The sequence below is a fragment of the Pantoea sp. B_9 genome (assembly GCF_008632015.1).
Classification (GTDB): domain Bacteria; phylum Pseudomonadota; class Gammaproteobacteria; order Enterobacterales; family Enterobacteriaceae; genus Pantoea; species Pantoea dispersa.
The window spans coordinates 1-22516 of the sequence record NZ_VWVL01000002.1; the positions used below are offsets into that span (position 1 = coordinate 1).

Genomic DNA, 22516 nt, shown 5'->3' on the forward strand with positions numbered 1-22516 from the left:
TGTTCAGCACTTTGATGCCGTTGAAGTCGGTCTGCGACGTTACGCGGTTGATCTCTTCCATACGCTGGTTAACTTCAGCCTGGATGGAGTCGATGTCTGAGGCCGAGTTCGAGCTGTTCTGCGCCTGCACGGTCAGGTCACGCACACGCTGCAGGTTGTTGTTGATCTCGGACAGCGCGCCTTCAGCGGTCTGTGCCAGAGAGATACCGTCGTTGGCGTTACGGGCAGCAACGGTCAGGCCGTTGATGTTGGAGGTGAAGCGGTTAGCAATCGCCTGACCTGCAGCATCATCTTTGGCGCTGTTAATACGCAGACCAGAAGAGAGACGCTCAATAGCGGTACCCAGAGAAGCCTGAGACTTGGACAGGTTGTTTTGCGTGGTCAGCGACAATGTGTTGGTATTGATAACGGCCATGATAAATTCCTTGAGGCAATGAGTTGAGATTCTATCGGGCTTTTGGCCCGGGGCCATTCAGCTTGCTTTGGTTATCGTCGGTACCTGAGAAAACCTTAGCTATTTTTTTAAACCCCGAAAACAGGCCCTTATCCCTTCTTTATTTGCCTCATTGTTTTTTTATATTTTGTCTAATATTTTTCCGCTCACTGCCGATACCCTCCTCAGTGATTATCCACCTATAAAGGATTACAACATGGCAAGTGTAAGTAACCTCAATGCTGGTAATAGCCTGGGTTTGAGCGATCTGTATGACCAGCTTGAAACGGCAGAAAAAGCCAACCTGACGCCAATTACAAATCAGCAAACCTCTTATAAAGCCAAGCTGACAGCATGGGGCGTCGTGCAAACGGCACTGGCGAAAGTCCAGACAGCTGCCGCTGCGCTCAAAGACACGTCTGCAATTGCCTCAACAAAAGTCAGTAGCACCAATACCGCGTTCACCGCCACGCTGGCCAATGATGCGGCGGCCGGTAACTTTTCGGTTGAAGTCACCCAACTGGCTAAAGCGCAGTCGCTGCTGTCGAAAAGCGCGACCAGTAAAGATGGCGATTTAGGCGATTCCAGCCTCGCCTCGCGCACCATCACCATTACGCAACCGGGTCAGAAAGACCCAATGACCATCACGCTGAGCAAAGATCAAACCAGCCTGACGGACATTAAAGATGCGATTAACAAACAGCAGGGCAGCGTTACCGCCAGTATCATCAAATCCGATGACAATACCTATTATCTGGCCCTGACCTCGCGTGATACCGGCACCACCAATGAGATGACGGTTTCTACCGATGACAGCGCCCTGGCGCAGTATATTGGTTTTACCAAAGGTGGCAGCAGCAATGGTATGACGGAGCAGGTGGAAGCGGCCGATGCCAAACTGAGCATTAATGGCGTCGCCATCACCCGCAGCAGCAACACCATTACTGATGCGCCGGAAGGCGTCACGCTGAACCTGACCAAAACCAACACCGGCAGCCCGGAGACCTTATCCGTCACCAAGGATAATGCGCCGATGATCGCCGCGGTGCAGGCTTACGTTGACGCGTACAACTCGCTGCAGACCACCATCAGTAACCAGACCAAATACACCGCCGTGGATCAGGGCAGTACCTCGCAGGACTCCAGCAATGGCGATCTGTTAGGTGATGGCACGCTGCGTAACATTCAGACCAGCCTGCGCTCCAAGCTGTCCACCAGTGCCCAAAGCGGCGGCAGTATTTCCCTGCTGTCACAGATCGGCATTACCCAGGATGTGAATGGCAAGCTGACCGTCGACAGCACCAAACTTAACAAAGCGCTGGATGAAAAATCGGCGGATGTGGTCAGTTTCCTGTCCGGTGACGGCAAAACCACCGGCTTTGCGACGCAAACCAGTAACTATCTGGATCAGATTTTAGGCAGCAATGGCTCTGTACAGAACGCCACTGACGGCATCAATAAAACGCTGAAGAAACTGTCTGACGATTACGATCGGGTAAACGCACAGATTACCGCCACTATGGCGCGCTACAAGACCCAGTTCACGAACCTGAATACGCTGGTCTCATCCATGACCCAGACCCAGAACTATCTGACGCAGCAGTTCGCGAACATGAGCAGTTAACAGGAGTTAAATATGTACGCTAAATCGGGAACGCAGGCCTACGCACAGGTCGGTCTGGAAAGTGCCGTGTTAAGCGCCAGCCCACATCAGCTGGTGGTTTTACTGTTTGATGGCGCACTCAGCGCCATGAAGAAAGCCACCATTCTGATGGATCAGGGCGACATTCCCGGTAAAGGCCAGGCGCTGTCGAAAGCCATTAATATCATTACTAATGGCTTACGCGCCGGGCTGAATCATGAAGCCGGTGGAGAGATTTCTGCCAATCTGGATAATCTTTACGAGTACATGACCCGCCGTCTGCTGGAAGCCAACCTGCACAACGATCCGGCAGCGATTGCGGAAGTCGAGCGCTTGCTGAGCAACATTGCCGACGCGTGGAAACAAATTGGTCCACACGCCGTTCAGGAAGCGTAACCATGACTTCAGATAGCGACCTGCTGCAGGGGTATCAGCGTTTGCTCAGCCTGAGTAATCAGATGTTGAAACAGGCACGCCAGGGGCACTGGGATGATTTAGTGGCCAGTGAGGCAGCTTACGTGAGCAGCGTTACGCACGTAGCGCGCGACCGTGATACCTCCGCCCTGCCTGCTGCGCTGCGTGTCCAGTTACGGCCCATGCTGAAGCAGGTGATGGACAATGAGCTTGAGATTAAGCAGTTGATGGCGACCCGCATGGAAGAGCTGCGTTCGCTGGTCCAGCAAACCACGCAGCAACAGAAAGTCACCAACGCTTATGGTCGTTTTTCCAGTCAGGTGCTTTATCCCAGCGATTTATAATCCTCTCTGTCAGGGAGACGCTGTTCTCCCTGGATTTTTACCGCCCCCGCCATGCTAAGCGTTTAATTACCCCCTTAAACTGAGCCTTATTACCGCCTTGAATGATGGCAACTGTGGCACATTTAACGCAGACCTTTTCAGCCTTGCCGGCTGTATTCTCTCTTTATAAGGCAACGACATGCTCGATATCGCGGATTTAAAAGTTTTTTTTCAGGAGCCTGAAATACAGCAGCTCATCGATGACACCTGGGATAAGGTCGGTGATGCTCTGGCACAGGCGCAGGCAGAATTACCGGCAGAACTGGCCATGGCGCGCCGTGAGCTCTCTTTCCATAGCCATGTAAAATGCCTGGGTTATCTTTGCTGGTTACTCGAGCATAATAATGTAGCGGGTGACATCATTGAAATCGGCGTGTGGAAAGGGAAATCGACGGCTTTCATGAATGAGATTTGCCAGCATAAACGTCGCATTATCAGCATCGATCCCATGGAGCTGGCAAATCAGGAAAGTGAGCTGCGCTTTTATCACGAAAAGCTGTTTCCCCAGGTTAATCTCATCCGTGGCTACTCTGAATTAAGTATTGAGCGGGTGCAGGCCCTTAATCCGCGTACCGTATTACTGCATATTGACGGCGGACACGAAGGCCGCCATGTATTGCTCGATTTCCTGTTATATTCGCCCACCCTGGTGCAAGGCGGCTTTATCGTCTTTGACGATTATCGCGATCACCAGTATTCACCGCAGGTCGGTCCTGCTGTGGATTTATTACGCGCGGGTGGCTATTTTAATGGGTTCGATGTGATTGGCAGTTTGCCCGGCTTTGAAAACAGCTATTTATTGCAGAAGCGATAACCGTTCCAGCCTGATGAAATGTCCTCTCCCGCAGCCGGGAGAGGAAGAAAAGCATTTCAGCTCTGTCCTTTATTTCTCTGCCGTGACCGGCCTGAGAATCTGCGGCTCAATATCCTGAATCACCGCGTCGCCAGGACGCTTTGCCACTTCGTCCAGCGCCTGCTGACACTCGACGGTTGGGCGATCCACTTTACGCAGCGTCAGGCCATCGTAGTGCAGCTCACCGTTCTCCAGCGAGAGCGGCATCACGCGCGCCTGACGGTTAACGTTAACCCAGTCATCATCCAGGCGCGTCAGCTTGCCTGGTTTGGCAATCACCCGCTGCCACTGGCGGCAGTCAAGGGTAGTGCCATCAGCGCTGACGATCAGGCTGGCCATAGCCTCGCTGCTGATCAGCTTGCTCTGCGGCCCCATCGTCTGCCAGTTACCCTGCAGTTCCAGCGGTGCCGGGGTTTTTACCGCTTCGTCATAACTGTTGATTTGCGCACAGCCGCTCAGCGCCAGCGCGGCCAGTACCATCCACTTTTTCATCTTCGGTCCCTACACTCGCATCAATGGCGGCTACGTTATAATGTTTTCCCGGCGTGACGCAAGGTATCTGCGGTGGAATCCCCCTTCTCTTTCTCCGGCGCCCTCAAGCTGTTCAACTCTTCGCCGATAACCTGATGTGAAGTCTAAAGCACCTGCACCCATAACAATATTGACGACTTACTCACCCTGGTTTCGGAGAACGCTGTTATGCGATTGACCCTTCGCGCACGTCTGGCTGCGATTGTCAGCCTGCTGTGCCTGTTACTGATTATTGCTGCCGTCTGGGGAATTATCGGCCTGCGCGCTGCCGATCAGCGCGCGCAAAATGCCTATCAGAACGAGCTGCTCCCGCTGCAATACTCTTCACGCCTGTACCGCATGGTGCAGGAGCAATCCGCTACCCTGTTCGATGCGCTGCGCTACTGGACCGACAGCAGTGAAGTGGAAAAACGCCTGGCGCGCATTGCGCAGTACGGTCAGCAAATCAACGCCGATCGCCATACCTGGCAGCAGCTGGCGTTTGATGCGCAGACCAAACCGCTGAGCCAGCGCTTCCTGACCCATCTCGACGGCTGGCAGGGTGCGCTGCATGAAGCCGGTGAGCTGCTTAAAGGCGGTAACCCGTCCGCCGCACTGGTGGTCATTGAAACCCGCCTGCGCAGCGGTAGCCAGTTGCTGCAACAGGACATTGACCAGCTGGATACGCTGATGCGGCAGCATGCGCAGACGGCCTGGCAACAGGGCAACCGCGACTACCTGCTGGCACGCAATAGCCTGATCGCCATCCTGCTGTTGGGTCTGAGTCTGGCGCTGGTCTCCGGCTGGCTGCTGATCCGCTCGATTAACCGTTCCATCGCCCAGGCGCGCGAACTGGCGGATGCCATTGCCGGCGGCGAGCTCAATCACCGTATCGGTACGGTAACGCGCGATGAGATGGGTGAACTGATGCAGGCGCTGCTGCGCATGGATGTGCGGCTGGCGGAGATCGTGCGCGAGGTGGGCGAAAGTGCCCATGCACTGAGCGATGCGGCACGCCAGATGGCGGATGGCAACGACGATCTGTCGGAGCGCACCCATGCGCAGGCCAGTTCGCTTGAGCAGACTGCGGCCAGTATGGAGCAGATGACCGCCACGGTGAAACACAACGCGGACAACGCCGCACAGGCCAACGAGCTGGCAAGCGATGTGCGCCATCAGGCCGAGCGCGGTAGCGGTGTACTGCGCGACGCGGTGAGTGCGATGGAGGAGATTGAATCCTCCAGCAAGCGCATCGCGGATATCAACCGCGTCATTGATGAAATCGCCTTCCAGACCAACCTGCTGGCACTGAATGCGGCGGTGGAAGCGGCGCGCGCCGGGGAACAGGGACGCGGCTTCGCGGTGGTGGCGTCAGAGGTGCGACAGCTGGCGCAGCGTTCGGCCGGTGCCGCACAGGAGATCAAGGCGCTGATCGATGCCAGCGTAGGTAAAGTCGAAGCCGGCAGCGCGCTGGTGCAGCGCTCTGGCGAGATGCTCAACGACATCAATTACGGCGTGGCGCGCATGGTGGATATCGTTGGCGAGATCGCCGTGGCCAGCCGCCAGCAATCCAGCGGCATTGAGCAGGTGAACACCGCGGTAATCCAGATGGACGGTGCCACCCAGCAGAATGCATCGCTGGTGCAGCAGGCCAGCGCGGCCAGCCAGACGGTGAGCCAGCATGCCGGTTTGCTGGTGGAAAAAATGGCGTTCTTCCGCCTGCAGCAGCTATAAGGAGCCGCTATGAAGCGTACCATAATCGCGCTGCTGGCCGCGCTGCCGCTGCTTAGCCAGGCCGCCACTACGCTCAATATCGCCACCATTGCCAATGGTGACATGACCATCATGCAGCAGCTGTCGAGCCGTTACGAACAGCAGCATCCGGACGTGAAACTACAGTGGCACGTGATGGATGATGGCGCCCTGCGTCAGGCGGTGCTGGCAGCCATGAACAGCGGTGATGCAAAATTTGATGTGATTACCGTGGGTACCTATGAAGCGCCGCTGTGGGGTAAAAAAGGCTGGCTGGCGCCGCTCAATAACCTGCCACCAGAGTACGACAGCGACGATCTGCTGACGCCGGTGCGCAAAGCACTGTCCTGGCAGCAAACGCTGTACGCGCTACCGTTTTACGGGGAAAGCAGCATGACCTATTACCGCAAAGATCTGTTTGCGGCGAAAGGGCTGACCATGCCGGACGATCCCGACTGGACCGACATCAAAAATTTCGCGGCGAAACTCACCGATCCTCAGCACGGTATCTATGGCCTGTGCCTGCGCGGCCAGCCCGGCTGGGGCGATAACGTGGCCCTGCTCACCACCATGGCCAACGCCTATGGTGCGCAGTGGTTTGACGATCGCTGGCAGCCGACGCTGAATTCGCCAGAGTGGCGCGAGGTATTGACCGATTATCTGGCGATGGTGAAACAGGACGGTCCGCCAGATACGGCCAGCAATAGCTTTGGCCAGATCCTGCGTCTTACCGCACAGGGAAAATGCGCGATGTGGATCGACAGTACCGTCGCCGCCGGGCTGCTGATTAACCCGCAGATTTCGCTGGTGGCGGACAAGCTGGCGTTTGCACCGGCGCCGGGCGGCATTACGCGCAACGGCTCGCACTGGCTGTGGTCGTGGGCGCTGGCGGTACCGGCTAACTCACCGCAGCGCGCCGCCGCCGTGGACTTCATCAGCTGGGCGACCTCGCGGCAGTATATTCAGCAGGTTGCGGATACCGTCGGCTGGGGAGCAGTGCCACCCGGCAGCCGCAACTCCACCTACCAGCAGCCACACTACCAGCGCCTGGCGCCTTACGCCGCTCAGGTGCGCAGCGCGATTGAATCCGCCACCGTCGATCAACCGACATTGAACACCGTACCTTACACCGGTGTGCAGTACGTCAGTATTGCTGGCTTTGATCAGATGGGTAACGCCGTCGGGCAGAATCTGGCGGCACTGCTGCAGGGCAAGCTGACGGTGGACCAAACGCTGGAAAAAAATCAGCAGGACGTGACGCGCCTGCAGGCCGCACAGCAGTAAACATTCGGGGTTCCTGACAAGTCGCCGTGTGCGGGTTACACTAACGCGCAATTTGACCGGCAGGAACCCCCGAATGAAAACCCCTGAAGAGTATTACGCCCTGGCCCGCAGCCTGTTTTTCACCGCCCACCCTGATTTTCAGTCCGCGCTGGATGAACTGAGTGAGAGTGATGCGCGCACCGCCAATATGTCCCTGCGTGAACTGCGCGCGTGGCACGCCGAGCGCATCTATGCCGCGTTTCTGCGGCAGAAGAAGCTCGACGGCATGCTGTTCTCCATCCAGCTGGCGGAACCGGATAAAGCGGTTGCTGCACAAGCGATTGAAACCTATCTGAAATCTCACGCGGAAGCGCTGGGTATGACGTGGGAAGAGTTCTGTATTAAGAACGAGTTATAAACGATGCACTGATAAAAAGGCGATCGGAGAGAAATTTCCGGGGAAAAAGTTGTACAAGATGGAAAAAGTTGTATAACTTAATAATCACGACGACTGTCGTCGATTGTCCTTGAACGAAAGGTGCTATTGCACCGCCTCTGGAGGTGTTGCTGGATTTCCACCTCCAGAGGTTCGATTTTTTGCGTACGCCCTCTGCTTTTGCCCGCTTTGCTCCCCTGTCGTTGCAACTTTACTCCGCTCTGTTTCACCCGTATGAAAATAATTGCCGCCCTGCCGCTTGTCACTGGTTTTATTTACAGTAATATGACGCTCCCACTTTGATTACTGGAATGCCCTGATGTTTGTGGAGCTGATTTACGACAAGCGCAACGTAGCCGGTTTACCGGGCGCGCGCGAAATGATTTTGCAGGAGCTGGAGAAACGCGTGCAGCGCGTCTTTCCGGATCTGGAGGTGCGGGTTAAGCCGATGGAGCGTAACGCCATCGAAACCGATATGAGTAAAAATGACAAGGCGACGATTGCGCGTATTGTTGAAGAGATGTTCGATGAAGCCGAGATGTGGCTGGTGGCCGATTAGGCCACCAGCAGCCGCGTTTAGCTTTCCTGCTCGCTGTGATTGATGGCGATTTCCAGATCCTGAATCGCCTGATCGATATCATCCAGCAGCTGTCCCTGCTTGTTGATCAGCGCATCAAAACGCGTGGCGTACTCTTTATCCTTATACTCCCCGGCATCAAAGGCCAGCCAGTGGCTGGAAAGCGTCTCAGTGTTGGTCTGCGCATAGTGACGCATCTCTTTTAGCTGTGAGGTGACATCACGCAGGTAGTCAGTTTTGGTTTTGATTGCCTCTGTATCACTCATGCTATTTTCCTTTTTGCTGATAAAGCCAGTTAAAATAACGCCTGAGCAATTAAAGTTAGCAGATAATAGCGAAGCCGCCTGCAGAATTATCTTAACTTAGTCTCCATTCGTGGCTGATTGCGATGAATTGACGTCAGATTTAGCGCTTTTCTTCCGCTACAGACTGTTGCCTTCGCACCTATAATGGCACCCCAGCCCCGATCATCCGGAGAATGCATTGTGTCGACAGAACCTTTTAACCCTGGTTATTACACCGAACATGAGCTGAACAGTTTCGGCTTCAAACACGTCGGCAGGCAGGTCATGGTGGCCAAAAACTGCACCATTATTGGCCTGCACAATATCACTCTTGGCGATCACGTGCGCATCGACGGATTCTCGACCCTCGTGGCTGCCGGCGATGGGTATCTGACGCTTGGCTCCTACATTCACATTGGCGGTTACTGCGCCGTACTGGCGGGTGCCGGTGTGGAAATGGAGGATTTCTCGGGGCTTTCGCAGGGCGTAAAAATCTATTCGAAAAGTGATGACTACAGTGGGGAATTCATGACCAATCCCACCGTGCCTGCCCACCTGACCGGCGTCACCTCGGGGAAAGTGGTGCTGGGCCGACATGTTATCGTCGGTTCGCAATCCATTATTATGCCAGGCCTTACGCTGGCAGAGGGAACGGCGGTAGGCGCCAATTCACTGATAACGCGCGATACCGAAGCGTGGTCGATCTACTTCGGCTCGCCCGCTAAAAAGATTAATAGCCGGCAGCGAAATCCGCTGGAACTGGAAAAGCAGATCACGCGACCGAACGGGTGACCTGGGCATCCCTGCCCGTCTGAATTACAGATACTTCTTCGCCAGCGCAATCAGTTCATCCTTTGCGGCGCTGCCCAGCTTCAGCACGCCCTGTTCAACAAAGCTGAAGGCCTGGACAAAGTCCTTCACCCCGGCGCTGATATCCTGCGCCACCGCATCGCTGGCGGCGGTCGCAGTAACTGGCGCGTCGGGGGCAACAACCGGTGCGGCGGCCTGCGCGTTGCGCACACCAGGCGTGGCGGCCGCTGAGGCGCCTGCGCTAGCCGAGCCGTTCGCCAGCATATCCTGCGTTGCCAGCTGCTGATCGAGATCGACCGGGGCATCCGCATGAAACGGTTGCTCAGCGCTGGCGGGCGCTGCCGGTTGCGCAGCTGGCGTTGCGGCTGCCGGCGGCGTCGCTGGCGGGGCAACGCTTTCCGCTGTGCTGTTAGCGGCAGCCGGCGCGCTGGCCGTTTCGTTGGCAAAACTCTCCAGCGGTGACAATGCCTGTTGCGCCGCAGCGCTGGTTGGATTGATGACAGTTTGATCGCTCATAATTTTCTCCTTATTGCTAAATAAAGACCGCAGTTGCTGCAAACGGACTGCGATCCGCTCGGTAATACGCATCAGGTCCTCCTTAGCGCCGCGGCTGTGGCGCGGTTTGCTGCCCGGCCGGCGGCGTGGAGGGCGTTGAAGTGTGGCTGGCGCTGCGCGGCGGCTGGGCATCCAGCTTTTTCTGCAGCTCAACCAGTTGGCTGGTCAGTTCGGCGACCTTTGCTTCGCGTCGATCGGAGATTGCCCGGTACTGCTGGCGAATCTCCTCCACGCGCCGGTTGGCGTCGTTATTGACGTAAAGAAACAGAATGGTCATCGCCACACACAGCAGCGATAACAGCATCAGCAGGCCACCCAGCATCAAATGACGGCGGTGGCTTCGCACCAGTAGTTCACTGTTTATCTGCACCATCGCGGTTCTCCTCCAGAGTGGTGATCAATTGATTAATCTGGCTGCGAAACTTATCGCTGTGCTCGGCTTCGGTGGTCGCCAGCAGGATACCGAGTGCGTTCTTGATCAAACGCAGATCGGTCTCCAGCGATGAGATACGCCGCAGGTTTTTGTCGTGACGGATACGCAGTTCATCGTTTTCCTGGCGCATCAGCGCATGGCTCTCCTTGAGAAGCAGCACCTGCTCTTTGTAGCTGGTGATGATCTCGCCGCCCGCGCGATTGCTGGTGACGATTGACGCGATCCCCGCCATCAGGGGTTTCCAGAACACCGCTGCCGCGCCACCGCCAAGCAGCAGTGCGCCTACGCTGGTGACCAAACTACTCTCCATGCCCTACCTCTCTCACCTGGCGAGGGTTAGCCGGACACCCCGCTGACCTCCCTCGCCAGTATCACGGCCAGCGGCATATTTAAGTTTACTTTAAATAATGATTTTAAGTATACTTAAGTCAAGCCTGGAGGAGTTGTCAAGATGATGAAAAAAGAATCTGGTGGTGAGCGCATTCGCCAGCGCCGTAAGGCACTGAAATTAACGCAGCAGGCGCTGGCCAATGGCATTGGCGTGTCGCACGTTGCGGTTTCGCAGTGGGAGAAAGAAGAGACGGTGCCGCGTGGTGAGCATCTGCTGCGGCTGGCGGAGTTGCTGCAGTGTAGCGCGGCGTGGATTATTGATGGCGACGGCCAGCCGTTTGCCAGTACGCACGCTTCCCCCGCTCTCACTGCCGTGCCGCTGGTCACGCTGGTGCAGGCCGCGGACTGGCTGGATGAGCAGCGACTGCAGTGGCAGCAGCAGGCCGTCCGCTTTCTTTACAGTGACGAAGCGCTGAGCGACAGTGCGCTGGCGGTTACGCTGGAAGATGACGCCATGAACCCGGCGTATCGCGCCGGCGACCGGTTGATCTTTGATCCGCAACGCGTGCCCCAGCCGGGCGATGTGGTGCTGGCGCGGGTAGACAACGTCGCGATGGTGCGAATTATTCGGATGCACGACGAGCAAATTTTCTCGTTACGGCCGCTGAACGAAGATTTTCCCGTGCAGCAGAGTCAGAAAAGTACGCTGGAACTGATTGGCACGCTGGTGGAAATGCGGCGGCGCGGCAGCCGCTGAAGCAGCAAAAAACCCGCCACGCGGCGGGTCAAATCCAACAAAAGACTACGGCAAAAATCACAACGTGTCGGTGAGATGATCAACGACCACCCTTCCCTCGGGATCGGTTTGCGTTATACGGTAACTGACGCGGTAAGAGCGGCGGTTACTCAGTTTATCGAACAGCGCCACGCTGCCTTTGTGCTCACCGTTGGCACCGACAATGTGCCATTCGGTGACATCTTCCTGTCCCCGGTTATGCAGGCGTGACAAGCTCTGCTCAACTAAACGATCGCTTTCATCAATCTTCAAATAATCACGCAACATCTTTATCACCTCCGGTTAACCCGGCTAACAATACGCTTTTCATTTATCCTTTCAATCGAATTTATTTATCGTTCACGCCGCTGGCCAGCGGTTGAGTAAAAATTCTACCTAACGCGACTCTCTTGCCGCTTCGGTTAAGTCGAATTCCATAAAATAGTTAACGATTACGCGTCTCAGCGCTGGACAGATCCTGCCGTCTGGCTGTTAATGTAAGGCAAAATAACGATAGCGCCGGACAATCTCATGCTGACTACCATCCTTTACCGCAGCCACCTCTATGATCACGTTCCCATCAAAACGCTGGAGGATATGGTTGGCAAAGCCAATAAGAAAAACGAAGTTTCAGATGTCACCGGCATTCTGTTGTTTGATGGGCGACATTTCTTCCAGCTGCTTGAAGGGCCCGATCAGGCCGTTCAGGGCATTTACGACCGTATCTGCCGCGACGCCCGCCATCACAATCTGGTGGAGCTGATGCATGACTTCGCGCCAGCCCGGCGCTTTGGTAACGTCGGAATGGAGCTGTTTGACCTGCGCGAGCACGACAAATCCAGCGTGCTGCAGGCGGTGCTGGATAAAGGCACTTCGCGTTACCAGCTCACCTATGACGACCGTGCACTGCAGTTCCTGCGTACCTTCGTTGAGGCGCGGGAAAAAGAGAACTATTTCGAGATCCCGCCGGCGAATACCTGGGAATTTATTACTGATGCGGAAAGCCAGCGTCAGCTGGAGAGTCTGCAGCACTATGTACAGGATTGCCGGTTTGCGTTTCAGCCGATTGTTGATCCCTTCTCGCGGCGTATTACGGCCTATGAAGCGCTGATTCGCACGCCGGACGGCGGTTCACCTCAGGAATACTTCTCTGCGTTTGGCGGTGATGCGATTTACCACGCCGATATTCAGTCCAAGAGTCTGGCCTTCAACCTGGCGAAAAATCTCGGCCTCGGCGAGCAGACGCTGACCATCAATCTGCTGCCGATGTCGCTGGTCACCGTCCCGAATGCGGTGGATTTCCTGTTACAGGAAATCGCGGCCAACGGTCTGGTACCGGAGCAGATCGTGGTGGAAGTGACGGAGAATGAAATCATCTCGCGTGCCGAAGAGTTTACGGCAGAAGTAAGAAAACTTAAGGCGGCGGGTATCAGCCTGGCGCTGGATGACTTTGGTGCCGGGTTTGCGGGTTTGTCGCTGCTGTCTAAATTCCAGCCGGACAAGATCAAAATCGATCGGGAAATCATCAGTGACGTGCACAAAAGCGGCCCAAAACAGGCGATTGTTCACGCCATCATTAAGTGCTGCGCTTCGCTGGAGATCGCGGTGATTGCTGAAGGCGTGGAGAAAGCCGAGGAGTGGATGTGGCTGGAAGCGGTGGGTGTCAGTCAGTTCCAGGGCTATCTGTTTGCCCGTCCGCAGTTTAATGGTTTCCCGGCAGTGGCCTGGCCGGAGATCAAGTAACTCACACGCTGACCGCCGTAATTACGGCGGTCACGCGCTTAACACTCAGTCTCGCGTGCCGGTTCCTCCAGCCGTTCACTGAGCACCACGTATTTCATCAGCTCAAACGTGCGCTGCGTCATTGGCACCGCGCTGCACGGGCGAAACCAGCCAAACTGCTTCTGGTACAGCCACACTTCCGGATGACGCTCGCCATCTTTAATCCAGTAATAACCATCATTCATAGGTTTGCCCAGCGGCCTGCGCCGCGAATCAGACATTCATGCGTGCCCGATAAAGTGATACGCCCTCTGGCGTAATGAGTAACCCTGCTTGCATGAAAGCTTACTCCAGCTAATTACTGTAGCAGATAAGAGAAGCGACCGGGCACTTAACGCTGGGCTTATTCAGATAATGAACGAGGCGGTAAAAGAATAAATGCCCCTAAGCTAAGGGGCGAAGCAGACAGGCAAGCTAACATCCGTGTTACTGCAATGGAGTGGAGAACAGCAGACACAAGAATTCAGGAGGCAATATCGTCAGGGGTACGCTGAACAATAAGTTCCAGTGCCTGGCGATAAATATCCAGCTGAACCACGTCATGTTCAGACTCTAATCGCTCCAGCAGTGCCAGAATAATATCTTTATTGCTCACACGCAGTTTCACTGCTGCCAGCTGCTTATAAATCAGCGCAATGATCTCTTTTTCACTGGCATATTCTGAATCCGCGTGCTGGAAATATTCTGACAATTGAGACTCTGTTGACGCCAATGCATTCTGTTCCATAACAAGCCTCATCGGGTGAGCTGCAGTGCAAACTGCAGTGATTAATCGGTTACTCAGGTTAAATTTTTGAATCAGCACAGGTAAAAAAGCAGCCTCTGAAAGTGGAAATCCACAACACCTTCAGAGGCGATGCAAAGCATCATTCGTTACGTGTGACTGACTGCCACAACCGAGAAGTTATACAAAGATGGAAAACTTGTACAACAATTCCGTTAGCATTTCGTGTGGTCAGAGGAGATTTGCACAACAATTTCGCCATTCTTTCCCACAATAAATCGTCATTTTCACAGGAAAAATCATGCAGTTAACCTGAATAAAATATCAGACCCTGTGCTAACCCACTCTTTCTGCTCAACAAAATTTTTTTCTCCCCTCGCTGACTCGCTCACTTCTATACAGCCCCCACAAACTTGTACAACTTTGCAAAACTGTACAATTTAGCCGTTCTGCGTGTAGAGTGTGAAAACGATTACGGCCGCCAGAAACGGCCAGCGATCAGCTAAAATTCATCACAATAAAACCCCTGCTGGAGAGAGAGATGAAACAACACGAAACCAATAAGGAGCGTAAAAACGAGGGCGAGGTGCACAAAGGTTTACCGGAAGCCGCACCGCATGCAGGTAATGCTTATGAAGAGGATGACCATCCAGCCCAGGATGACGCTCGTGAGCACGGTGAAATCCCGCGTACGCGCGATGACAGTCAGGATGACAAAAAAGATCCTTATCAGGATCAGTAAATTGCCTTCGATGATATCTGGACCGACCCACCGGATGTTATTTTCGCGGCCGCTGACTGCTGGCGTTAATAAGCGAAGCGGCAACCGAGATTGATCATTGAGTTTAATTAAGACATTATTTTGCGGAAATTAGAGAAGGCGTGCCTTCATTCATTTCTGGAGAGCACTAATGGAAACGGGTTTTTACTGGGTAGGCAGCAGCACAACTGAGCCTGAGGTATGGTACTGGGATGCTGGACGCGGCTTTTATCGCCCGATGGAGCCGATACCGCTTTCTCTGCCTCGTTTTAAATCTGCCGGTTTTAAACTCCTGAGTGGCAAACTGACGCCACCGGAAGAGTCACACTCTGCTTAAGTTTTCGTCTGCAGGTGAGAATATTGTCAGTTACGCTGTTAAGCGCAGCGTAGCTGAACTATATTCCTGTGAGGAGGACATGATAATGCAGGAAGGATTTTATTGGGTACAGCGCGGCGATGAAGAACCCGAAATCTGGTTTTTCTCTATCCGTGAAGACGGTGCCTGGTTTGAACCCACCAAAAACGATGCCATCAGTCAGCAACGTTTTGCTGAACAAGGCTACAGGGCGATCAGCGAGAAATTGTCACTGTCCTGACCCTGACGAAACCGCCTCTTTCAGGCGGTTTTTTATTGCGCGCCGCTAGACCTGCATGCTCATAATCTCGCTATAGGCATTGACCAGCTTGTTACGCACCTGAATTCCCATCTGCATCGAAATCGACGATTTCTGCAGATCGACCATCACATCATTCAACTGGATGCCCGGTTTACCCAGCTCAAAATCCTGCGCCTGACTGCGCGCAGCGGTCTGGGTGGCGCTGATTTTATCCAGCGCGGCTTTCATGGTGGCACCAAAATCGAGCTGACTGGCGGACTCGGTCGGTTTGCCACTGGCCTGCAGTGACGTCAGCTGCAGCTGCTGCAGTACGCCATCAATTGCCTGAATTGACATTGCCTGTACCTCATAGATGAAGGGTTCTTTTTTTCACGGAGGAAAAGTTAACACACTGTCAATAGGACAAAGGCGCTAAATGACTGCAAAAAACCCGGCTTATCCAGCCATCGAAGTGACACGATTCATCAAATAATGCCAGGCATTAGATTGGAATTTCATTTTTTCCCCTACCCCGTCGGCCAGCAACACGGCATCAACGGGCGGGGATGCGTATCAGGGAGTCAGTTTTGTCACCTACATACACCCGGTCAATTATGTCAGGCAGGAATTGGTCATGAATGCGAGTGCAGCCGCCACACAGGATACAGCAAAGAAAGGCTTTAATGACCTTCTCGCCCGCCTGCGCGCAAATCCGCGTATTCCATTAATCGTTGCTGCCGCGGCCGCTATCGCCGTGGTTCTGGCGCTGGTGCTGTGGGCCAAAGCGCCCGACTATCGCGTTCTCTATAACAACCTCTCTGATGAGGATGGCGGCGCGATTGTTACCCAGCTCACCCAGATGAACATCCCTTACCAGTTCGCTGAAAACGGCGGCGCCCTGATGGTGCCCGCCGATAAAGTGCATGAGCTGCGTCTGCGTCTTGCCCAGCAGGGACTGCCGAAAGGGGGTTCAGTAGGCTTTGAGCTGATGGATAAAGAGAAGTTTGGTATCAGCCAGTTCAGTGAGCAGATTAACTACCAGCGTGCGCTGGAAGGTGAGCTGGCGCGCACCATCGAAACGCTTGGACCGGTGAAGAGCGCGCGCGTGCATCTGGCGATGCCAAAACCGACGCTGTTCGTGCGCGAGCAAAAATCCCCGTCGGCCTCAGTAACGCTGAACCTGCAACCGGGCCGTGCGCTGGATGAAGGCCAGATTCAGGCGATTCAGCACATGGTCTCCAGCAGCGTAGCCGGTCTGCCACCAGGCAATGTAACCGTGGTCGATCAGGCAGGTCGCCTGCTGACGCGCTCCGACAGCGAAGGCCGCGATCTTAACGATGCCCAGCTGAAATATGCCTCTGAAGTGGAAGCACGCTATCAGCAGCGCATTGAAGCCATTCTGAATCCGATTCTCGGTCAGGGTAATGTGCATGCGCAGGTGACCGCGCAGATTAACTTTGACCGCAGCGAGCAGACGGACGAGAAGTATCAGCCGAATGCGAACCCGAATAACACAGCGATTCGCTCACGCCAGACCAGCACCAGCGATCAGAACGGCAGCCCGTATCCGGGCGGCGTGCCGGGTGCGCTGTCGAATCAGCCTGCGCCGGCCAATACCGCGCCGGTCACCAACCCGCAGCAGCAGAACAATAACAACGCTAACGGTCAGCAGAACAACAACAACGCGCAGAATGCCGGCACCTCGACCAGCACCGCGCAGAGCAGCGGCCCGAGCAGCTCCAGCCGCAACGACACGGTGAACTACGAGCTGGATCGCACCATTCGTCACACCAAACTCAACGTCGGTGACGTGCAGCGCCTGTCGGTCGCCGTGGTGGTCAACTACCGCGATGACGGCAAAGGCAAAGCGGTGGCGCTTAACGATCAGCAGATCAAGCAGATTGAAGATCTGACCCGCGAAGCGATGGGCTATTCGCAAACGCGTGGCGACAGCGTCAACGTGGTGAACTCGCAGTTCAACACTACCGAGCCAACCGGCGGCGACCTGCCCTTCTGGCAGCAGCAGTCGTTCTTTGATCAGCTGATGACGGCCGGTCGCTGGCTGCTGGTGGCACTGGTTGCCTTCATCCTCTACCGCAAAATGGTGCGTCCGCAGCTGCTGCGTAAGCGTGAAGCCGAGAAAGCCGCCGCCGAAGCCGCCGCTGCCCGTGCTGCCGCGCGTGAAGAAGAAGCCGCTTACAGCGTCCAGATCAACAAAGACGAGCTGGACCAGGAGCGCAAATCTAACAACCGCATGAGCGCCGAGGTGATGAGCCAGCGCATCCGCGATATGTCTGAAAACGATCCGCGCGTTGTGGCGCTGGTTATCCGCGAATGGATGAGTAACGAACTATGAGTCTGACCGGTACTGAAAAAAGCGCCATTCTGATGATGACCATTGGCGAAGAGCGTGCAGCGGAGGTGTTTAAACACCTCAACCAGCGTGAGGTGCAGCACCTCAGCGCCGCGATGGCCAGCATGAAACAGATTTCGCACAAGCAGCTGACCGAAGTGCTGCGCGAGTTCGAAACCGATGCCGAACAGTTTGCTGCGCTGAGCCTTAACTCCAACGACTACCTGCGTTCGGTGTTGATCAAGGCGCTGGGCGAAGAGCGCGCCTCCAGCCTGCTGGAGGACATTCTCGAAACGCGCGAAACCACCAGCGGCATGGAAACCCTCAACTTTATGGAACCGCAGGCGGCGGCGGATCTGATCCGCGACGAGCACCCGCAGATTATCGCCACCATTCTGGTGCACCTGAAGCGCGGCCAGGCGGCAGATATTCTGGCGCTGTTCGACGAGCGTCTGCGCCACGATGTGATGCTGCGTATCGCCACCTTCGGCGGCGTACAGCCGGCGGCGCTGGCGGAGCTGACCGAAGTGCTCAATGGCCTGCTGGATGGCACCAACCTCAAGCGCGCGAAGATGGGCGGCGTGAGAACCGCAGCGGAAATCATCAACCTGATGAAAACCCAGCAGGAAGAAGCGGTTATCGAAGCAGTACGCGACTTCGATGGCGAGCTGGCGCAGAAGATCATCGACGAGATGTTCCTGTTCGAAAACCTGGTGGAAGTGGACGACCGCAGCATCCAGCGCCTGCTGCAGGAAGTGGAGTCCGAGCAGCTGCTGATTGCCCTGAAAGGCGCCGAGCAGCCGCTGCGCGAGAAATTCCTCAAAAACATGTCGGCGCGCGCCGCCGATATCCTGCGCGACGACCTCGCCAACCGTGGCCCGGTGCGTATGTCCGCGGTGGAGAACGAACAGAAAGCAATCCTGCTTATCGTGCGCCGTCTGGCGGAAGCAGGCGAGATGGTAATTGGTGGTGGCGAGGAAACCTATGTCTGATGCCTTTTCCGCCCGTGCATGGCAGCGCTGGCAGCCTGAAGATTTAGGCGCGCCGCAGCCGCCTGAGCCTGAACTGCTGCTGGCAGAGGAGCCGGACAGCGACCTCGTGCTGAGCGAGGAAGATGAACAGCAGCAGCAGCTGGAACGTCTGCAGCAGCAGATGCGTAAAGATGCGCAGACGCAGGGCTACAGCGAAGGTTATCAGAAAGGCTTCGCCGAAGCGCAGCAAAACGGCTATGACGCCGGGTTCCAGCAGGGACTGGCCGATGCCCAGCAGCAGCAGGCTCCGCTGCAGGCGCGTATGCAGCAGCTGGTCACCGAGTTTCATCACACGCTGGAAGCGCTGGATAGCGTGATTGCATCGCGCCTGATGCAGCTGGCGCTGGAAGCGGCGCGCACGGTGATTGGCCAGGCGACGCAGGTGGATGGCAGCGCCCTGCTGCGCCAGATCCAGCAGCTGATTCAGCAGGAGCCAATGTTCAGCGGCAGACCGCAGCTGCGCGTGCACCCGGACGATCTGCAGCGCGTTGAACAGACGCTGGGCCCAACGCTCGATTTACACGGCTGGCGTTTGCTGGCCGACAGTTCGCTGCATCCCGGCGGCTGTAAACTCAGCGCCGAAGACGGCGATCTGGATGCCAGCGTCGCCACGCGCTGGCAGGAGCTGTGCCGTCTGGCGGCACCGGGAGCATTTTGATGACGTCACGCCTTTCGCGCTGGCTGGGCGCGCTCGACAGTTTTGAAGACCGCATCAGTCAGGTGCAGACGGTGCGCCGCTACGGCCGCCTGACGCGCGCCACCGGTCTGGTGCTGGAAGCCACCGGCCTGCAGCTGCCGCTGGGCGCCACCTGCATTATTGAGCGCCATGACAACGGCACGATTACCGAAGTGGAAAGCGAAGTGGTCGGCTTCAACGGCCAGAAACTGTTTCTGATGCCGCTGGAAGAGGTCGATGGCATTCTGCCCGGCGCGCGCGTGTATGCCCGCGTGCACGGCGATCACAGCGGTAAACAGCTGCTGCTGGGGCCGGAGCTACTCGGCCGCGTGCTGGACGGCAGCGGCAAACCGCTGGATGGCCTGCCCGCGCCGGAAACCGGCTACCGCGCGCCGCTGATCACCGCGCCGTTCAACCCGCTGCAGCGTACGCCGATCCACGATGTGCTGGATACCGGCGTGCGGGCGATCAACGCCCTGCTCACCGTGGGCCGCGGCCAGCGTATGGGGCTGTTTGCCGGCTCCGGCGTGGGGAAATCGGTGCTGCTCGGCATGATGGCGCGTTACACCAAAGCCGACGTCATCGTGGTGGGCCTGATTGGTGAACGTGGCCGCGAAGTTAAAGAGTTTATCGAGAACATTCTTGGCGCCGAAGGGCGCGCGCGCTCGGTGGTGATCGCCGCGCCGGCCGACGTTTCGCCGCTGTTGCGTATGCAGGGAGCCGCTTATGCCACGCGCATCGCCGAAGATTTCCGCGATCGCGGTCAGCACGTGCTGCTGATTATGGACTCCCTCACCCGCTACGCCATGGCGCAGCGTGAGATCGCGCTGGCGATCGGCGAGCCGCCGGCCACCAAAGGCTATCCGCCATCGGTGTTCGCTAAGCTCCCAGCGCTGGTAGAACGCGCCGGCAACGGCATTCACGGCGGCGGTTCAATCACCGCGTTCTATACCGTACTGACCGAAGGCGACGACCAGCAGGACCCAATTGCCGACTCGGCGCGCGCTATTCTCGATGGCCACATCGTGCTGTCGCGTCGCCTGGCCGAGGCCGGTCACTATCCGGCCATTGATATTGAAGCGTCGATCAGCCGTGCCATGACCTCGCTGATTGATGAAACCCACTATGCGCGCGTGCGCCAGTTCAAGCAGTTGCTCTCCAGCTTTCAGCGTAACCGCGATCTGGTGAGCGTCGGCGCTTATGCCGCAGGCAGCGATCCGATGCTGGACCGGGCCATTAAGCTCTATCCGCAGATGGAAGCTTTCCTGCAGCAGGGCATTTTTGAACGCAGCGATTATGACGATGCCTGTCTGCACCTGCAGGCGATGTTCGGCTAACGCCGCCCGACTTGAGGTAACGCGATGAAGACAGCCAATGCGATTGATACGCTGCGCGACCTGGCGGAGCAGGATCTGGAACAGGCGGTGATCCACCTCGGCGACATGCGTCGCGGTCAGCAGCAGGCCGATCAGCAGCTCAGCATGCTGCTCGATTACCAGGAAGAGTACCGTAATAAGCTCAATCAGGATATGTCCGGCGGCATCGCCAGCACGCGCTGGAGCAATTATCACCAGTTTATTCAGACGCTGGAAAAAGCCATCGAACAGCATCGCCAGCAGCTTAATCAGTGGAACCAGCGGCTGGAACAGGCGCTGAGCAACTGGCGTGAAAAGCATAAGAAGCTGAATGCCTATCAGACGCTGATTACCCGCGCGGAAGAGAACGCATTACGACAGGAAAGCCGTCTCGATCAGAAACGGATGGATGAATTTGCCCAACGGGCCGCATTGAGGAAAGGCGAATGAACACGCTGCCAACACTGCTGACACAGCTTGCTAAAACCGGCAAAGCACAACCTTCATCGGCAGTGGACAATCTGTCCGCTGCTGACACCCTGCCGCAGGGATTTATTACTGAGCTGGGCAACCGCCTGCTGACGCTGGTTAGGCAGCAGGGAAATGGCGCGCAATCCGCTGATCTGGCGGCAGAAATTGACGCGAAAAACGTCACAAAAGCGTCATTAAGCGCCCTGCTGCAGGCACTGGACAAACCAGAGGCGTTAAACGCACTTTTACAGCCGGAAAACACTAAAGCCGGACTGAAATCAGCCGATGATAATGACAAGCGCGCAGCAAGTTCGTTAACTGCCAGCGACTTACAGAATGTGCAGGCACTGTTTGCCATGTTGCCAGCGGTGGTCGAAAACCGCAGCAACCCGCCAGCGGATAACAGCACCGCGCTGGAAACCCGGGGTGAGGCGCGCACCAGCTTAAACGCTGCGTTACTTAACAGTTCGCTGCAAAGTGCGCTGAAAGAGGAACAGGCGAAGCCGGATAGCCAGCCATCTAAAGGCAGCGATGTGCTGACCAGCCAGACCGGTGTCAGCCATAGCCCGGTGCAGAGCGCGGCCGCCAGCGGCACGTCGGCCAGCAACAGCGGTATGACGCTGGATGAGAGTTTTCAGCAGGTGCTGAGCACGCTGAGCAAACCGGAAGAGCGGCGCGAGATGCTCAGCAGCCATGACAGCAGCGCGCCGGCCATCAGCAGCCCGCTGAGCAGTACCAGTCCGCTGGTCAGCACCACGGCCAGCACCAGCAGCGCGCCTTCCACGCCGATGCTGAATGCGCAGCTGGGCAGCAACGAGTGGCAGCAGGCGCTGAGTCAGCAGATTGTGATGTTCAGCCGTAACGGCCAGCAGAACGCCGAATTACGTCTGCATCCGGAAGACCTCGGCGCGATACAGATCAGCCTGACGCTGGATAAAGATCAGGCACAGTTAACAATGGTTTCCAGCCACAGCCATGTGAGGGCCGCGCTGGAAGCGGCGCTCCCACAGCTGCGTACGGCGCTGGCGGAGAGCGGCATTAACCTGGGACAGAGTAACGTCAACAGCGACGCCTTCGCACAGGGCCAGAGTTATCAGGGCCAGCAGGAAGGACGTCGCGACGGCCAGTACGGCAGCTTTACCCTCTCCCAGGACAGTGACAACGAGATAACGCCTATTGCCGTCCCGGCAGCCCTCCAGGCGCGCGCGACCGGCAACGGCGCTGTCGATATCTTTGCCTGACAGCGACTAAACGCTGAAGGTAAGCGTAAAACCCGCGTCTTTTCTTCCCATTGTTTGACTTAAGACGCGGGATAATC

28 protein-coding genes and 1 pseudogene are annotated in these 22516 nt (G+C 56.3%); 19 read left to right on the plus strand and 10 right to left on the minus strand.

Features of this window, described 5'->3' with window-relative positions:
* Positions 1-415 (minus strand): annotated as a pseudogene (locus tag F3I21_RS06815) (flagellin FliC); the annotation flags it as partial.
* A 235-nt stretch (positions 416-650) separates the two neighbouring features.
* Here F3I21_RS06815 and fliD point away from each other — a divergent pair.
* The 4 genes from fliD (at position 651) to F3I21_RS06835 (ending at position 3686) form a co-directional block, all read left to right on the plus strand.
* Positions 651-2057: a flagellar filament capping protein FliD gene (gene fliD, locus F3I21_RS06820; protein ID WP_021509890.1), complete on the plus strand. Its 1407-nt coding sequence runs from the start codon at positions 651-653 to the stop codon at positions 2055-2057.
* 12 nt (positions 2058-2069) lie between these two features.
* The gene (gene fliS, locus F3I21_RS06825) at positions 2070-2471 is read left to right on the plus strand and encodes a flagellar export chaperone FliS (protein ID WP_021509889.1); all 402 of its coding nucleotides are present in this window, start codon (positions 2070-2072) and stop codon (positions 2469-2471) included.
* A 2-nt stretch (positions 2472-2473) separates the two neighbouring features.
* The gene (gene fliT / locus F3I21_RS06830; RefSeq protein WP_104093187.1) at positions 2474-2833 is read left to right on the plus strand and encodes a flagella biosynthesis regulatory protein FliT; all 360 of its coding nucleotides are present in this window, start codon (positions 2474-2476) and stop codon (positions 2831-2833) included.
* A 178-nt stretch (positions 2834-3011) separates the two neighbouring features.
* Positions 3012-3686: a class I SAM-dependent methyltransferase gene (locus F3I21_RS06835; protein ID WP_058757411.1), complete on the plus strand. Its 675-nt coding sequence runs from the start codon at positions 3012-3014 to the stop codon at positions 3684-3686.
* A 69-nt stretch (positions 3687-3755) separates the two neighbouring features.
* On the opposite strand, the gene yedD is transcribed toward F3I21_RS06835, so the two are convergent.
* Positions 3756-4217, minus strand: coding sequence for a lipoprotein YedD (gene yedD, locus F3I21_RS06840; protein WP_058757410.1), 462 nt, complete (start codon positions 4215-4217; stop codon positions 3756-3758).
* Positions 4218-4424: 207 nt separating this feature from the next.
* Between yedD and F3I21_RS06845 the strand changes: the two genes are divergently transcribed.
* The 4 genes from F3I21_RS06845 to F3I21_RS06860 all read left to right on the plus strand — a co-directional run bounded on the left by F3I21_RS06845 (position 4425) and on the right by F3I21_RS06860 (position 8245).
* Positions 4425-5969, plus strand: coding sequence for a methyl-accepting chemotaxis protein (locus tag F3I21_RS06845; protein WP_150058579.1), 1545 nt, complete (start codon positions 4425-4427; stop codon positions 5967-5969).
* 9 nt (positions 5970-5978) lie between these two features.
* The gene (locus F3I21_RS06850) at positions 5979-7271 is read left to right on the plus strand and encodes a sugar ABC transporter substrate-binding protein (RefSeq protein WP_150058580.1); all 1293 of its coding nucleotides are present in this window, start codon (positions 5979-5981) and stop codon (positions 7269-7271) included.
* A gap of 73 nt (positions 7272-7344) precedes the next feature.
* Entirely contained in the window at positions 7345-7668 is a 324-nt protein-coding gene (locus F3I21_RS06855) for a DUF6388 family protein (protein ID WP_150058581.1), read from the plus strand.
* 337 nt (positions 7669-8005) lie between these two features.
* Positions 8006-8245 carry a DinI-like family protein gene (locus tag F3I21_RS06860; protein ID WP_021509882.1) on the plus strand — a complete coding sequence of 80 codons (240 nt, stop codon included), beginning with the start codon at positions 8006-8008 and terminating at the stop codon, positions 8243-8245.
* A gap of 17 nt (positions 8246-8262) precedes the next feature.
* On the opposite strand, the gene F3I21_RS06865 is transcribed toward F3I21_RS06860, so the two are convergent.
* Positions 8263-8529, minus strand: coding sequence for a hypothetical protein (locus F3I21_RS06865; protein ID WP_021509881.1), 267 nt, complete (start codon positions 8527-8529; stop codon positions 8263-8265).
* 183 nt (positions 8530-8712) lie between these two features.
* Between F3I21_RS06865 and F3I21_RS06870 the strand changes: the two genes are divergently transcribed.
* Complete coding sequence (locus F3I21_RS06870; RefSeq protein ID WP_150058582.1) at positions 8713-9339, plus strand: acyltransferase; 627 nt, start codon at positions 8713-8715, stop codon at positions 9337-9339.
* Between the two features lie 24 nt (positions 9340-9363).
* On the opposite strand, the gene F3I21_RS06875 is transcribed toward F3I21_RS06870, so the two are convergent.
* From F3I21_RS06875 to F3I21_RS06885, 3 genes are all read right to left on the minus strand, one after another.
* The gene (locus tag F3I21_RS06875) at positions 9364-9873 is read right to left on the minus strand and encodes a hypothetical protein (protein ID WP_150058583.1); all 510 of its coding nucleotides are present in this window, start codon (positions 9871-9873) and stop codon (positions 9364-9366) included.
* Positions 9874-9955: 82 nt separating this feature from the next.
* On the minus strand, positions 9956-10285 hold the full coding sequence (locus F3I21_RS06880; RefSeq protein WP_127834273.1) for a hypothetical protein: 330 nt from the start codon (positions 10283-10285) through the stop codon (positions 9956-9958).
* A complete protein-coding gene (locus F3I21_RS06885; protein WP_031280179.1) occupies positions 10266-10655 on the minus strand; it encodes a hypothetical protein in 390 nt (129 codons plus the stop codon). Before F3I21_RS06885 ends, F3I21_RS06880 begins: the two co-directional genes overlap by 20 nt.
* Before the next feature lie 141 nt (positions 10656-10796).
* Between F3I21_RS06885 and F3I21_RS06890 the strand changes: the two genes are divergently transcribed.
* A complete protein-coding gene (locus F3I21_RS06890) occupies positions 10797-11432 on the plus strand; it encodes a helix-turn-helix domain-containing protein (protein WP_150058584.1) in 636 nt (211 codons plus the stop codon).
* A gap of 57 nt (positions 11433-11489) precedes the next feature.
* On the opposite strand, the gene F3I21_RS06895 is transcribed toward F3I21_RS06890, so the two are convergent.
* Positions 11490-11738: a hypothetical protein gene (locus F3I21_RS06895; RefSeq protein WP_150058585.1), complete on the minus strand. Its 249-nt coding sequence runs from the start codon at positions 11736-11738 to the stop codon at positions 11490-11492.
* Between the two features lie 243 nt (positions 11739-11981).
* On the opposite strand from F3I21_RS06895, the gene F3I21_RS06900 reads away from it, so the two are divergent.
* Entirely contained in the window at positions 11982-13193 is a 1212-nt protein-coding gene (locus tag F3I21_RS06900; protein ID WP_058757401.1) for a diguanylate phosphodiesterase, read from the plus strand.
* 38 nt (positions 13194-13231) lie between these two features.
* On the opposite strand, the gene F3I21_RS06905 is transcribed toward F3I21_RS06900, so the two are convergent.
* Positions 13232-13417, minus strand: coding sequence for a hypothetical protein (locus tag F3I21_RS06905; protein WP_022548626.1), 186 nt, complete (start codon positions 13415-13417; stop codon positions 13232-13234).
* A 278-nt stretch (positions 13418-13695) separates the two neighbouring features.
* On the minus strand, positions 13696-13959 hold the full coding sequence (locus F3I21_RS06910; RefSeq protein WP_031280177.1) for a biofilm/acid-resistance regulator YmgB/AriR: 264 nt from the start codon (positions 13957-13959) through the stop codon (positions 13696-13698).
* A 538-nt stretch (positions 13960-14497) separates the two neighbouring features.
* On the opposite strand from F3I21_RS06910, the gene F3I21_RS06915 reads away from it, so the two are divergent.
* Together F3I21_RS06915 and F3I21_RS23170 are read left to right on the plus strand one after the other, a co-directional pair.
* Positions 14498-14698, plus strand: coding sequence for a hypothetical protein (locus F3I21_RS06915; protein ID WP_021312831.1), 201 nt, complete (start codon positions 14498-14500; stop codon positions 14696-14698).
* Positions 14699-15138: 440 nt separating this feature from the next.
* Positions 15139-15312: a hypothetical protein gene (locus F3I21_RS23170; protein ID WP_021509872.1), complete on the plus strand. Its 174-nt coding sequence runs from the start codon at positions 15139-15141 to the stop codon at positions 15310-15312.
* Positions 15313-15357: 45 nt separating this feature from the next.
* Here F3I21_RS23170 and fliE read toward each other — a convergent pair whose 3' ends face one another.
* Entirely contained in the window at positions 15358-15669 is a 312-nt protein-coding gene (gene fliE, locus F3I21_RS06920) for a flagellar hook-basal body complex protein FliE (RefSeq protein WP_021509871.1), read from the minus strand.
* 277 nt (positions 15670-15946) lie between these two features.
* Between fliE and fliF the strand changes: the two genes are divergently transcribed.
* The 6 genes from fliF to F3I21_RS06950 are packed head-to-tail and all read left to right on the plus strand — an operon-like array spanning position 15947 to position 22439.
* The gene (gene fliF, locus F3I21_RS06925) at positions 15947-17668 is read left to right on the plus strand and encodes a flagellar basal-body MS-ring/collar protein FliF (RefSeq protein WP_058771155.1); all 1722 of its coding nucleotides are present in this window, start codon (positions 15947-15949) and stop codon (positions 17666-17668) included.
* The gene (gene fliG, locus F3I21_RS06930; protein WP_021509869.1) at positions 17665-18657 is read left to right on the plus strand and encodes a flagellar motor switch protein FliG; all 993 of its coding nucleotides are present in this window, start codon (positions 17665-17667) and stop codon (positions 18655-18657) included. The genes fliF and fliG overlap by 4 nt, the downstream gene beginning before the upstream one ends.
* Positions 18650-19354, plus strand: a complete 705-nt coding sequence (gene fliH / locus F3I21_RS06935; RefSeq protein ID WP_150058586.1) for a flagellar assembly protein FliH — start codon at positions 18650-18652, stop codon at positions 19352-19354. Before fliG ends, fliH begins: the two co-directional genes overlap by 8 nt.
* Positions 19354-20709 carry a flagellar protein export ATPase FliI gene (fliI, locus tag F3I21_RS06940; RefSeq protein WP_021509867.1) on the plus strand — a complete coding sequence of 452 codons (1356 nt, stop codon included), beginning with the start codon at positions 19354-19356 and terminating at the stop codon, positions 20707-20709. Before fliH ends, fliI begins: the two co-directional genes overlap by 1 nt.
* Positions 20710-20733: 24 nt before the next feature.
* A complete protein-coding gene (gene fliJ, locus F3I21_RS06945) occupies positions 20734-21177 on the plus strand; it encodes a flagellar export protein FliJ (protein ID WP_141495291.1) in 444 nt (147 codons plus the stop codon).
* A complete protein-coding gene (locus F3I21_RS06950) occupies positions 21174-22439 on the plus strand; it encodes a flagellar hook-length control protein FliK (protein ID WP_141495290.1) in 1266 nt (421 codons plus the stop codon). Before fliJ ends, F3I21_RS06950 begins: the two co-directional genes overlap by 4 nt.
* Positions 22440-22516 lie beyond the last annotated feature (77 nt).